Genomic DNA, 12,680 nt, shown 5'->3' on the forward strand with positions numbered 1-12,680 from the left:
ATTCAGGATACCTGTGACTTGGAAATCTTTTATTGTAATAATAAGTCGCTCCTAAAAAGATACTTAAAGATGTAATGATAAAAAATATATTACTTCTCATTTTCAAACTCTTAAGACTTACTTTCAATAAAGTTTCTTCTTTCAAATTATCCCCCTCTTTTTCGCTTTACATTTAGTTTTTTAAAATGTAAATAATTCTAAAAATATTATGATGTAACATAATCATAACACAAAATACGTTTATGTAACATAATTTTTTAGAAAAATTGATTCTCGTATATTTTTTGCATATAATTTTCTTATTACGAAAAAAAGGAAGTGTATTATATGGTTGATATCTTTAGCAGATTCCTTGAGGTAACGAATAATATTTTATGGTCATATATTCTTATTGCAATGCTAATCGGCTTCGGTCTTTATTTCTCTTTCAAATTGAAATTTGTCCAAATTACTCATTTCGGTGAGATGGTCGGTTTAATTAGTAAAGGATTTAATCGAAAAGAAAAAAAGAAAGATAGCATCTCTCCATTCCAAGCATTTTGCTTAAGTGCAGCAGCACGTATCGGTATCGGGAATTTAGCTGGTGTAGCATTAGCCATTTCAATGGGTGGACCTGGCGCAATATTTTGGATGTGGTTTATTGCTATCCTTGGAGCAGCTACTAGTTTCGTAGAATGTACGCTCGCGCAAATTTATAAAGTAAAAGATGGAAGCAGATTCCGTGGTGGACCAGCGTATTATATGGAAAAAGGCTTAAACAAGCGCTGGATGGGGGTTTGGTTCTCACTTCTTATTACAGTTGCATACGGATTAATTTTCAATTCCGTACAAGCAAATACAGTAACAATCGCATTTGAAAATGCTTTTGGACTAGAGCGAACTCTTGTAGGAGCTCTATTAGCTTTATTAGTTGCAGTTATTATTTTTGGTGGTATTAAGAGCATTTCACGTATTACAGAAATGATTGTTCCTCCAATGGCAATTGTTTATATTGGTGTGGCAATTTTTGTCGTTATTAACAACTTCACTATGTTACCAAGCATTTTTACAGAAATATTTAACAGCGCATTCGGTTTAGATCAAGCTATCGCTGGTGGTATTGGAGCAGCAATTAAGTTCGGAATTCAGCGCGGTTTATTCGCGACAGAAGCAGGTATGGGTAGCTCTCCTAACGCAGCTGCAACATCAGATGTATCTCACCCTGTAAAACAAGGACTTGTTCAAGCATTAGGAGTTTTCGTAGACACATTCTTAGTATGTACATCAACAGCGTTTATCGTATTATGTTCCGGACTTTACAAAGGATCAAACTTAGAAGGTATTGAATTAACACAACAAGCATTAAGTTCACAAATTGGCCCGTGGGCAAGCACTTTCTTAGCGATTATTATTTTCCTATTCGCATTCAGTTCTCTTCTAGGAAACTACTATTATGGTGAAACAAATATCGCATTCATTAAAGAAAGTAAAACATGGTTAATGATTTATCGCGTTGCAGTTGTCGGAATGGTATTCTTCGGATCAATCGCTGCCCTTCAAACAGTTTGGAGTTTAGCTGATTTATTCATGGGACTAATGGTATTCACAAACTTAATTGCCATCTCATTCCTAAGCAAATTCGCCTACGCAGCATTAGTAGACTATTTAAAGCAAAAGAAACAAGGAAAAGATCCTGTTTTCGTTGCAAGTTCTATCCCTGGCTTACAGAATACAGAGTGCTGGGATGGACAGGACGTAGAAGAAAAACAGAAGGCTGTGTAATAATTAAAAGCAGATGCGGCTCGTTCAGAACAAAAGCTATATATCAAACAAAATCCCTATTACTCCACAGTAATAGGGATTTTTATTTACAACAGTTCATAATTTGTTCAAATTAATTCCAGCAAAAGGGTTGATTTATACGAATTACTAGATTATAATAATTATAAATTAGTAATTGATATAACATAACAACTCAAAAGGAGATTGATCATAATGAACAAACAAGTAATCGAAGTATTAAACAAACAAGTAGCAGACTGGAGCGTTTTATTCACAAAATTACACAACTTCCATTGGTACGTAAAAGGACCTCAATTCTTCACATTACATGAAAAATTCGAAGAGCTTTACACAGAATCAGCTACTCACATCGACGAAATTGCAGAACGTATTTTAGCAATTGGTGGTAAACCAGTAGCAACAATGAAAGAATATCTAGAAATCTCTACTATTCAAGAAGCAGCATACGGAGAAACTGCAGAAGGGATGGTCGAAGCAATCATGAAAGACTACGAAATGATGCTAGTCGAACTGAAAAAAGGCATGGAAATCGCTCAAGACTCTGACGACGAAATGACATCTGACCTACTACTAGGCATCTACACAGAACTAGAAAAACACGCTTGGATGCTACGTGCGTTCTTGAATCAATAATAGATTTTAAAGCGGAAGCGGCTCGTTCAGAATCGCAGGGCATTGGAGCTCTCGACCTTGAAGCGCTTTTTGCTTCGAGCAAGAGAGCGAAATGACCGGAGATTCTAGCCGCTGGAGCTGGATAATGTTTAAAAGCGGAAGCGACTTGCTCAGAACAGGAGGGCATTGGAGCTCCTGACGAAGAGGCGCTTTTTGCCTCACAGGAAGGCGCGAAATGACCGACTGTTCTAGTCACCGGAGCTGGATAGACTAAAAGCGGAAGCGGCTCGTTCAGAGTCGCTTTTTTCTATGGGGTTGTCGCACGTGCTGGTACATGAAATTTATATCAACGATTCTTCAAATATATCGACGATAACTCACAATATATCAACGATTTTTTCATTATATCGACGATTCGACACAGGATATCGACTTACCGACAAATCACGACAATATCAGCACCTCTCTTCCCTACTTTTATCAATATATTACAATCCTTTTTATGTTAAAATATAGGAAACACCCTTTCGTAAAATAGATCCAAAAAGCTTTTCCATATTCATCATTTACTACTTAAATGGCGGGAGTGGTTCAGTTGAAAGACTACTTAATTAGAGCATTTTTTGCGTTAATAACGGTTGGGATTGTCTTACTTATAGCTAATATTTTCAATATACGTATCGAGGTGAAAGACTATGCTTTCCTCGTTGTTGTAGCAATTGGTGGCGGCTGGGGGGGCTGGTACCTGTATAAAAAACAAAGTAATCAAAATGATAAAGGCATTCCAAAGTAATACGGGATGCCTTCTTTTTATTTCCGTCTATAATAAATAATAAAATTCAAACCGCTAATACAACTAATCGCAATAAACGTGCTAAAACTCTGTGCATCCCCAGCTAGATTATACTCATCAACGATAAAACCAGTCATAAACAACGTGATCACTGAAACACCGATACATAATATCGAAATGAACCAAAGAGAAAATTCATTAATTAGCTCTTTCTTCTGTGTTGAAACAATTAGCATAACAAGAATAACTGCTGCTAAAATACTTTTAAAAACCGGTCTTAAAAATACGAACTCCTCCATCTATTTCTTCTTTTCCGAAAACATTATATCTCAACATTAACATATTTAACCAAATTAAAAACACATGTCTTTTCAAGATAAAATGACATGTGTTTCCAAAAATCTCTATAAAATTGTATTATGATAACTGCTTCCACTTCGTTCCTAAAACAGGACGTTCATAGTTTTGGATCTCATGAATTAGTTTATCTGCCGTCTCAGCTGAAACGATCAATTCTTTATTCGACGGATTCATAAACCCTTCTTCCGCTGCGCGTTCAACCATTTGCAAAATTGGTCCGTAAAAGTCTTTTATATTTAATAAACCAACCGGCTTATTATGTATACCAATTTGTGACCAACATACTACTTCAAATAACTCTTCAAACGTTCCGTATCCACCTGGCAACGCAATAAAAGCATCCGCAAGTTCTGCCATTTTTGCTTTACGTTCGTGCATTGTTTCTACTTCAATTAGTTCTGTTAACCCTGTATGCACAATTTCTCCTCGGAATAAACCGCGCGGCATAACACCTGTTACACGCCCGCCTAAACGAAGAACTTCATTTGCTACTTCTCCCATTAATCCAACGCAAGAACCACCGTATACAAGCTCATAATCGTTTTCAACAAACATTTTCCCTAACGCTATTGCCTGCTCTTTAAATTCTGGTCTCTCCCCTAAATTGGAACCTGCAAACACACAAATCTTTCTCATCCCTACACCCCAAGACTATATATTGTTATGATACAATGAATATTGTACAACATATTGAAGGGATGAGGAAGAAATGGATATCGTCGCATTTCAAAGATGGGTGGAGGAATTTTACGAAAAACGAAGCTGGTCACAGTATAATTCCTTTATTCGCTTAAATTTCTTAACAGAGGAAGTTGGGGAAGTTTCACGCGTTGTTCGCGCTATTGAAATTGGGCGTGATCGTCCTGATGAAAAAGTGAAGACAGAAGAAGAGCTAAAACAAGAGTTAAAAGAAGAACTTGGTGATGTACTGTCTAATCTTATTATTCTTTCACAAAAATATGATTTAGATTTACAAGACATTATGGAGGCTCACGTCACAAAGCTTTCGAAAAGGTTCGAGACATCCAAATGAGAATATTATCAATTATGGTATAATATTCTTGTCACAATACTAAGGGGGATTTTATGTTATCAAAAAAATTGCACGACGCACTAAATGATCAAATGAACTTTGAATTTTACTCTGCCCATGCTTATATGGCAATGGCTGCTTACTGTACGGCTGAAAGCTATGATGGATTCGCTAACTTTTTCCTTGTACAAGCCGAAGAAGAACGTTTCCACGCAATGAAGCTTTACAACTACATTAATGACCGCGGTGAGCGCGCTATTATTACTGGATTCGATAATCCGAATAACGAATATGAATCTGTACTAAACGCTTTTGAAGTGGCACTTGAGCACGAGCGTGAAGTAACGAAACGTATTTACAACTTATCTGATATCGCTTGGGATGAGCGTGAGCACGCAACAATTACATTCTTAAAATGGTTCGTCGATGAGCAAGTAGAAGAAGAAGCTTCATTCGATAGCATCATCCAAAAATTAAAACGTATTACAAGCGATTCAAACGCATTATTTATGCTAGACGCTGAATTAGAAAAACGTACATTTACGCCTCCAGCTGAATAGTATTTCAATCACCTTAATGAATGTATTAAGGTGATTTTTTTATTGCTTCTCTCAGCTCAATAACCTTAGCCAAATCCTTCTTATAAAACTCTGAAACCTTTTCAACAAAATCACTATGAGTAAAAGTCCCATCGCCTTCTTCTACTATGCTTAAATACTCATGTATAAATTTCAAAAAGGTTCTAGCATCTTCACCAGTTAATTGATCAATGTTCTCTATAATCTCATCAAACTTCCTTAAACTATCCGCTTCTTTCAACTTAATTCACTCTCCCTGTATTATTTCCCTGTATTATTTATCATACCAAAATAAAAAAGCCGTTCCTCTCCTAAATAAGAGATAAACGACTTCTTTACCATTTTATTAAAGCATAACTCCAACGATAACTGCTGATAATATACTTACTAGCGTTGCACCGTATACAAGTTTTAATCCGAATGATGATACAACGTTTGCTTGTTTGCCATCGATACTCTTCGTTGCACCTGCGATAATTCCGATTGATGAGAAGTTCGCAAATGATACAAGGAAGATAGATAAAATACCTACTGTACGAGCTGATAAATCGCCAGCTACTTTTCCAAGGTCAAGCATTGCAACGAATTCGTTCGTTACTAATTTTGTTGCCATAATTTGTCCTGCTGTTAGCATCTCTGATGTTGGAATACCCATTACGAATGCTAATGGTGAGAAAATGTATCCTAAAATGCTTTGGAATGTGATGCCGAAAATTGAATCAAATACACCGTTAATTGCTGTAATTAATGCTACGAAACCGATTAACATCGCCGCTACTGTTACAGCGATTGAGAAACCAAGCATAATATATTCGCCTAACATTTCAAAGAATGTTTGTTTTTTATCTTCTTGTAATTCTAAAATATCGTCTTCTTCTTTCACGTCATATGGATTAATAATATGAACGATAATAAATCCACTAAATAAATTTAATACAAGTGCCGTTACTACATATTTTGGATCAATCATTTTCATGTAAGAACCGACGATTGACATCGATACTGTTGACATTGAAGATGCACAAAGTGTGTATAAACGATTTTTCGGTAATTTGCTTAGTTGATCTTTTACTGTAATGAATACTTCCCCTTGACCAACGATTGCAGCTGCTACTGCATTATATGATTCTAGTTTTCCTAAGCCGTTAACTTTACTCAATAGGAAACCGACTGCACGAATGATAATCGGTAAAACTTTAATATGTTGCAGGATCCCGATTAGTACCGCTAAGAAAATAATTGGTAATAATACTGTTAAGAAGAATGGTGCTTGTCCATCATTTGCTAGACCACCAAATACGAAATTAACCCCTGCTTCCGCAAATTTTAAAATAGCGCCAAACCCATCTGCAATCCCTTTTACCAATACAAATCCGACCTTTGTATTTAATAAGAAATACGCAAGCACCAATTGAATGACAAGCATAAGTGCAATTGGTTTATATTTAATTTTCTTACGATCTGAACTGATAAGGAAACCTAGTACAAATACTACAAGTAAACCAACTAGAAACATTACGATCTTCATATGTGAATCCTCCACTTCTCCCATGAGTTATTGGTCGTATAACGAATGACGTCTGACCATTGACGTTAAAAAAATTTAAAACCCCTAAAACTATTCAACTGTCATCTAAAATCAGTAAGCGTTTACATAAATTGCAATTTATAAAAGGTAGCCTCTTCTCTCCTACCATATTTGAAAGTCTGAAATTGATACCACCTACAAATCAAATTGTAAGCGTTATCTAACTGAAATGCAATATAAATTTTAAAAGATTTTTATATGTTAATATATTCCTAGTAAATTGGTTTTTTCATGCAAATTTACCATAAAAAATAGCCCTAGCTATAAGCTAGGACCCTCTTTTTTATAACATAACACCAACGATAATCGCTGATAGAATACTTACTAATGTCGCACCGTATACAAGGCGTAGGCCGAATGATGATACAACATTTGATTGGTTTTCATCGATACCTTTCGTTGCACCTGCGATAATTCCGATTGATGAGAAGTTTGCAAATGATACAAGGAATACAGAAAGAATACCAACTGTACGAGCTGATAAGTCACCAGCTACTTTTCCAAGATCAAGCATCGCAACAAACTCGTTTGATACTAATTTTGTTGCCATAATTTGTCCCGCTGTTACCATCTCTGCTTGCGGGATACCCATTACGAATGCTAATGGTGAGAAAATATATCCTAAAATAGCTTGGAATGTAATGCCGAACATGGAATCAAACAAGCTATTAATTGCTGTAATTAATGCTACGAAACCAAGTAACATTGCCGCTACTGTGATCGCGATTGTGAAACCAAGCATAATATATTCGCTTAACATTTCAAAGAATGATTGTTTTTTCTTATTTTCTAATTTCAGTGTATCTTCTTCTTCTGTAATATCGTACGGGTTAATAATATGAATAATAATGAAACCACTAAATAAATTTAATACAAGTGCTGTTACTACATATTTCGGTTCGATCATTTTCATATAAGAACCTACGATTGACATTGATACTGTCGACATGGAAGATGCACATAATGTATATAAACGATGTTTTGGGATTTTACTTAATTGATCTTTTACCGTAATAAATACTTCCGCTTGCCCAACAATGGCAGCTGCTACTGCGTTATATGATTCTAGTTTTCCTAGACCATTTACTTTACTTAACAACGTACCAATAGCACGAATAATTATCGGTAAAATTTTAAAGTGTTGCAGAATTCCGATTAAAACGGCAAAGAATACGATTGGTAATAGTGCTGTTAAGAAGAATGAAACCTCTCCTTTATTAACAAGACCGCCAAATACGAAAACGATTCCAGCTTCCGCATATCCAAGAAGCGCGCCAAATCCATCTGAAATTCCTTTTACTAAAATATAACCAACTTGCGTATTTAATAAGAAGTAACTTAACGCTAGCTGAATAACAAGCATGATTGCAATTGGTTTATACTTAATCTTCTTTCGATCGGCACTTATAAGAAAACCGAGTATGAATACAACAAGTAATCCTACAAGAAACATAACAAACTTCATTAATAAAATCCTCCATTTAACTCTTCATTAACGTTGAACGTCTGACCACTCAAAATAAGAAATAATCCGAACTTTCCATTTCTCCTCTAAAACCTTCAACAGGATAGGAAAGATCATAAAACCTCTTGTTTCAAAGGCATTTTCCATTCTAACATAAATCACAACTCATATCCGCATTTTTCTTAAAAAAATACATTTTATTATGAAACATTCATTAATGTTCGTCTTTTACCATCCGCGAATATCCGGATAAAACAAAAAATGAGCATCAAGTTTCACTTGATGCTCATCTCATTATACTGCTTTTTCTTTATCAGCTACTGCTGACTTATCCCAGCACTCTGTATTTTCCAAACCTGGAATAGAATCCGCATAGAATACCGGATCTTTTCCTTGTTTCTTTTGCTTTACGTAATCTGATAATGCCGCAAAAGCATACTTAGAAAGGAATACAATCGCCACTAAGTTAATAACAGCCATAATACCCATGAATAAATCTGCTACATCCCAAACGATTTGAATTGTTGCTACAGAACCTAACATAACCATACCAAGTACAGCAATGCGGTATGCCGTTAATAACACTTTACTTCCATTTAAGAACTCAATATTCGTTTCACCATAGTAGTAGTTACCTACTAATGAGCTGAATGCAAACAAGAAGATTGCAACTGCTACAAATATAGATGCCCATGGTCCGATATGTTGGCTTAATGCTTGTTGCGTTAATTGAATACCATTTAGATCAGCTGCATTATGCACATCTGATAAAAGAATGATAAATGCTGTACAACTACAAATTAATAATGTATCTGTAAATACCCCTAAAGTTTGAATGAAACCTTGTTTAACTGGGTGCGTTACGTTCGCAGTCGCAGCTGCGTTCGGCGCACTACCCATACCTGCTTCATTTGAGAATAATCCGCGTTTTACCCCTAGTAAAATCGCAGCTCCTAATCCTCCACCTACTACCTCTTTAATTCCGAAAGCATGTAAGAAAATTTCTTTAAATACATACGGAATTGCCGTAATGTTTGTTACAACAACGAATAATGCCACTGCTACATAAATAATTGCCATTACTGGAACAATCATTTCAACCGCGCGTGCAATACGTTTTACACCGCCGAAGATAATAACTGCAAGTAAACCAGCCATTACAAGGCCTACTAATCTACTGTCTGTTTTGAATGCCCCATCAAAAGCAGCAGCTACAGTATTAGACTGTACAGCGTTAAAAATCAATCCGAAACTTACTGTTATTAAAACAGAGAAAATAGCTCCAAGCCAGCGCTTATTTAATCCTTTTTCCATATAATAAGCTGGGCCACCACGGAACGCATTCCCATCTTTTACTTTATAAATTTGCGCTAATGTGCTTTCTACAAATGCAGAAGCACCCCCAATTACCGCGATTAACCACATCCAAAATACTGCTCCTGGGCCACCTGCTGAGATTGCGATAGCTACACCAGCTAAGTTACCAGTACCTACACGAGAAGCTGTACTCATACAAAAAGCCTGGAACGATGATACACCACTCTTCTCTTTTTGCTCTTTCCTCGTTTTCGAACTTGCCCCATCCCCAAGCAATCGAATCATTTCACCGAAGTAACGAACTTGGACAAATTTCACACGAAACGAAAAGTAAAGTCCTAACCCAATTAACATCGCAATAATGACATACGACCAAAGGACATTATTTATATCTCCAATTACATTCGTTAAAAAATCCATAATCGTATTGCCCCCTCTTCCTAACAATAAGAAAATTATATTCTAAAAACTTTTAGTAATCAAGAACTTTATGTTAGGTTTTATAACATGAATACGTTAAATCTCTTAACATATATGTTTTTTCACGTAAAATATAGCCAGTACGTGCATGTATCCAATACTCAATCACTCATCCCATTCGACCAGTCATACTTTTAAGACAGTGCATTCTCTACAAATAACGAAAATAATGAACAAACAAAATTATATTAATAATTCCTTTTCATCATTTACTACAACAAAAAAGACGAGCATCGAATTTATCTCGCGCTCGTCTTTTCATTACACCGCTTTTTCTTTATCTGTTACTACCGGCTTATCCCAACACTCTGTATTCGTTAAACCTGGAATAGAATCTGCACTGAACACCGGATCTTTTCCTTGTTTCTTTTGCCTTACATAGTCCGCCAATGCAGCGTATGCAAATCGGCCAAGAAGTGTAATCGCAATTAAGTTTGTGATTACCATTAGACCCATAAATAAATCTGCCATATTCCATACAACTTGAAGTGTCGCAACAGAACCGAATAATACCATTGCAACTACCGCAATACGGTAAATCGTTAACCACGTTTTACTTTGTTTAATGAATTCAATATTTGTTTCACCATAATAGTAGTTTCCTAGAAGTGAACTAAATGCAAATAAGAAAATAATAATCGCTAAGAAGCTACTTGCCCACGAACCAATTTGTGAACTTAACGCAACTTGCGTTAATTCAATACCTTCTAAATTTGTTGCCTTATATGCACCAGAACATAGTACGATAAATGCTGTTGATGTACATACTAAGAATGTATCTACTAACACTCCAATTGTTTGAATAAAACCTTGCTTTGCTGGATGCGTTACATCAGCTGTTGCTGCCGCGTTCGGCGCACTACCCATACCTGCTTCGTTCGCAAATAATCCGCGCTGAATACCATATTTCATCGCAGCACCGATACCGCCACCTACAGCTGAATCTAAACCGAATGCACCTTTAAAGATTTCTGTAAACATATCCGGTATTAAATAATAATTTTTAATAACAACGAAAATCGCTACTGCAATATAAATAAGCGCCATTGGCGGAACGATCATTTCAGACATACGTGCGATACTTTTCACGCCACCAAAAATAATAACCGCAACTAATGCAGCTAATGCAATACCTACAATATAACGCTCTAAACCGAATGCATTTTCAAACGCTAATGTTACTGTATTCGCTTGTACTGAGTTAAAAATTAAACCATAACTAATTGTAATAAGGATAGAGAACCAAATTCCCATCCAACGTTTATTTAAACCCTTTTCCATATAATAAGCAGGACCACCACGGAAACCACTGCCATCTTTTATTTTATAAATTTGCGCAAGCGTACTTTCTACGAAACTTGAAGACGCCCCGATAATCGCAATAACCCACATCCAAAATACTGCGCCAGGTCCACCCATTGAAATAGCTAACGCTACACCAGCTAAGTTCCCAATTCCAATACGAGCTGCTGAGCTCATACAGAACGCTTGGAAAGAAGATACACTACCTTTTTTACGCGTCTTTCCAGTTAATCCATCACTCATTAGTCGAACCATTTCCCCTAAATGAGTAATTTGTACGAATTTCAATTTAATAGAAAAATAAAGACCTAAACCAATTAACATTGCAATAAGAATATATGACCAAAGAATTGTATTCGTTGACGAAACAAATTGTTCCAAAATATTCATACAATTAACCCCTCCTTTTCTCCATAAAACGAATTATATTTAAAAAACATTTAAAAATCAACATTTTTCGACAATTTCCATTTTCCAAATATTAGACTGGAAAGAAGCGACAATATCTTTATGACTCCCCTCCCTCTAACTGTGCATACTAAAACAAAAAATAAATCTACAAACTACCCCATTGACAAAAGTATCAACCTGTAACTATAATGATTACATCAGGTTGTAACAAACCTAATTACATCAAATTCATTTACTTTCAGATATACACTTTAAGAAAACAATTTGGAGGGATTTATTATGAAAATCGGAATCATCGGAGCAACTGGTAAAGCAGGAAGTCGTATTTTAAAAGAAGCATTAGATCGCGGACATGAAGTAACTGCAATCGTAAGAAACGCTGCAAAAATTACAGAAGAAAACGTAAAAGTTTTAGAGAAAGATGTATTCTCTCTTACATCTAATGACCTACAGGCATTTGACGTAGTTGTAAATGCATTCGGCGCTCCAGCAGGCGAAGAACACCTTCACGTAGATGCAGGAAACGTACTAATCGAGGCTATGAAAGGTGCACCTAACACAAAATTACTTGTAGTTGGCGGCGCTGGAAGCTTATTTGTAGACGAAGAGAAAACAACACGCGTATTTGATACGCCAGGCTTCCCAAATGAATACCTTGCAACGGCTCAAAACCAAGGTAAAAACTTAGAAATCTTGCAACAAACTAACGATATTACTTGGACATTCATCAGCCCTTCTGCACTATTCGCATTAGGAAAACGCACAGGCTCTTATACAGCTGGCAAAGACAACCTTCTTATTAACGCAAAAGGTGATAGCTACGTAAGTTACGAAGACTTCGCAGTAGCAGCACTTGATGAAATCGAAAATCCAAAACACGTAAACGAACGCTTCACAGTAGTTTCTGAAGCTGAATAATAAAAAAGCTCGTAAAACATAATGTTTTACGAGCTTTTTCT

At 36.0% G+C, this 12,680-nt stretch carries 13 protein-coding genes; 6 read left to right on the forward strand and 7 right to left on the reverse strand.

Going from position 1 to position 12,680, the window contains the following annotated elements; all coding sequences use genetic code 11:
- The first annotated feature begins 327 nt into the window (after window positions 1-327).
- From AC3WVA_RS06745 to AC3WVA_RS06755, 3 genes are all read left to right on the forward strand, one after another.
- Window positions 328-1,761 carry an alanine/glycine:cation symporter family protein gene (locus AC3WVA_RS06745; RefSeq protein ID WP_048528225.1) on the forward strand — a complete coding sequence of 478 codons (1,434 nt, stop codon included), beginning with the start codon at window positions 328-330 and terminating at the stop codon, window positions 1,759-1,761.
- Between the two features lie 213 nt (window positions 1,762-1,974).
- The gene (locus AC3WVA_RS06750; protein WP_048528223.1) at window positions 1,975-2,415 is read left to right on the forward strand and encodes a Dps family protein; all 441 of its coding nucleotides are present in this window, start codon (window positions 1,975-1,977) and stop codon (window positions 2,413-2,415) included.
- A gap of 574 nt (window positions 2,416-2,989) precedes the next feature.
- On the forward strand, window positions 2,990-3,187 hold the full coding sequence (locus AC3WVA_RS06755) for a hypothetical protein (RefSeq protein WP_000656322.1): 198 nt from the start codon (window positions 2,990-2,992) through the stop codon (window positions 3,185-3,187).
- Window positions 3,188-3,204: 17 nt separating this feature from the next.
- Here AC3WVA_RS06755 and AC3WVA_RS06760 read toward each other — a convergent pair whose 3' ends face one another.
- Window positions 3,205-3,486 carry a hypothetical protein gene (locus AC3WVA_RS06760; protein WP_098881621.1) on the reverse strand — a complete coding sequence of 94 codons (282 nt, stop codon included), beginning with the start codon at window positions 3,484-3,486 and terminating at the stop codon, window positions 3,205-3,207.
- A gap of 118 nt (window positions 3,487-3,604) precedes the next feature.
- Entirely contained in the window at window positions 3,605-4,183 is a 579-nt protein-coding gene (locus tag AC3WVA_RS06765) for an LOG family protein (RefSeq protein WP_048528219.1), read from the reverse strand.
- 73 nt (window positions 4,184-4,256) lie between these two features.
- Between AC3WVA_RS06765 and AC3WVA_RS06770 the strand changes: the two genes are divergently transcribed.
- Together AC3WVA_RS06770 and AC3WVA_RS06775 are read left to right on the forward strand one after the other, a co-directional pair.
- Window positions 4,257-4,580: a MazG nucleotide pyrophosphohydrolase domain-containing protein gene (locus AC3WVA_RS06770; protein WP_048528217.1), complete on the forward strand. Its 324-nt coding sequence runs from the start codon at window positions 4,257-4,259 to the stop codon at window positions 4,578-4,580.
- A gap of 53 nt (window positions 4,581-4,633) precedes the next feature.
- Window positions 4,634-5,140 carry a ferritin gene (locus AC3WVA_RS06775; RefSeq protein ID WP_000949392.1) on the forward strand — a complete coding sequence of 169 codons (507 nt, stop codon included), beginning with the start codon at window positions 4,634-4,636 and terminating at the stop codon, window positions 5,138-5,140.
- 25 nt (window positions 5,141-5,165) lie between these two features.
- Here AC3WVA_RS06775 and AC3WVA_RS06780 read toward each other — a convergent pair whose 3' ends face one another.
- The 5 genes from AC3WVA_RS06780 to AC3WVA_RS06800 form a co-directional block, all read right to left on the reverse strand.
- Window positions 5,166-5,399, reverse strand: a complete 234-nt coding sequence (locus AC3WVA_RS06780) for a hypothetical protein (RefSeq protein ID WP_098520858.1) — start codon at window positions 5,397-5,399, stop codon at window positions 5,166-5,168.
- A gap of 105 nt (window positions 5,400-5,504) precedes the next feature.
- Window positions 5,505-6,686, reverse strand: a complete 1,182-nt coding sequence (locus tag AC3WVA_RS06785) for a NupC/NupG family nucleoside CNT transporter (RefSeq protein ID WP_048528214.1) — start codon at window positions 6,684-6,686, stop codon at window positions 5,505-5,507.
- A 343-nt stretch (window positions 6,687-7,029) separates the two neighbouring features.
- On the reverse strand, window positions 7,030-8,211 hold the full coding sequence (locus AC3WVA_RS06790) for a NupC/NupG family nucleoside CNT transporter (RefSeq protein WP_048528210.1): 1,182 nt from the start codon (window positions 8,209-8,211) through the stop codon (window positions 7,030-7,032).
- Window positions 8,212-8,505: 294 nt separating this feature from the next.
- The gene (locus tag AC3WVA_RS06795) at window positions 8,506-9,948 is read right to left on the reverse strand and encodes an alanine/glycine:cation symporter family protein (protein WP_098520859.1); all 1,443 of its coding nucleotides are present in this window, start codon (window positions 9,946-9,948) and stop codon (window positions 8,506-8,508) included.
- A 321-nt stretch (window positions 9,949-10,269) separates the two neighbouring features.
- Entirely contained in the window at window positions 10,270-11,700 is a 1,431-nt protein-coding gene (locus AC3WVA_RS06800; RefSeq protein WP_098345492.1) for an alanine/glycine:cation symporter family protein, read from the reverse strand.
- A gap of 300 nt (window positions 11,701-12,000) precedes the next feature.
- Between AC3WVA_RS06800 and AC3WVA_RS06805 the strand changes: the two genes are divergently transcribed.
- Entirely contained in the window at window positions 12,001-12,639 is a 639-nt protein-coding gene (locus tag AC3WVA_RS06805; RefSeq protein WP_098345491.1) for an NAD(P)-dependent oxidoreductase, read from the forward strand.
- Window positions 12,640-12,680 lie beyond the last annotated feature (41 nt).

The sequence above is a fragment of the Bacillus sp. EB106-04-02-XG92 genome (assembly GCF_058791995.1).

Coding starts and splice junctions, on each gene's coding strand:
- AC3WVA_RS06765 (WP_048528219.1), bottom strand. CDS start 4,183: ATGAGAAAGATTTGTGTGTTTGCAGGTTCCAATTTAGGGGAGAGACCA.
- AC3WVA_RS06775 (WP_000949392.1), top strand. CDS start 4,634: ATGTTATCAAAAAAATTGCACGACGCACTAAATGATCAAATGAACTTT.
- AC3WVA_RS06795 (WP_098520859.1), bottom strand. CDS start 9,948: ATGGATTTTTTAACGAATGTAATTGGAGATATAAATAATGTCCTTTGG.
- AC3WVA_RS06750 (WP_048528223.1), top strand. CDS start 1,975: ATGAACAAACAAGTAATCGAAGTATTAAACAAACAAGTAGCAGACTGG.
- AC3WVA_RS06800 (WP_098345492.1), bottom strand. CDS start 11,700: ATGAATATTTTGGAACAATTTGTTTCGTCAACGAATACAATTCTTTGG.
- AC3WVA_RS06760 (WP_098881621.1), bottom strand. CDS start 3,486: ATGGAGGAGTTCGTATTTTTAAGACCGGTTTTTAAAAGTATTTTAGCA.
- AC3WVA_RS06745 (WP_048528225.1), top strand. CDS start 328: ATGGTTGATATCTTTAGCAGATTCCTTGAGGTAACGAATAATATTTTA.
- AC3WVA_RS06785 (WP_048528214.1), bottom strand. CDS start 6,686: ATGAAGATCGTAATGTTTCTAGTTGGTTTACTTGTAGTATTTGTACTA.
- AC3WVA_RS06805 (WP_098345491.1), top strand. CDS start 12,001: ATGAAAATCGGAATCATCGGAGCAACTGGTAAAGCAGGAAGTCGTATT.
- AC3WVA_RS06770 (WP_048528217.1), top strand. CDS start 4,257: ATGGATATCGTCGCATTTCAAAGATGGGTGGAGGAATTTTACGAAAAA.
- AC3WVA_RS06790 (WP_048528210.1), bottom strand. CDS start 8,211: ATGAAGTTTGTTATGTTTCTTGTAGGATTACTTGTTGTATTCATACTC.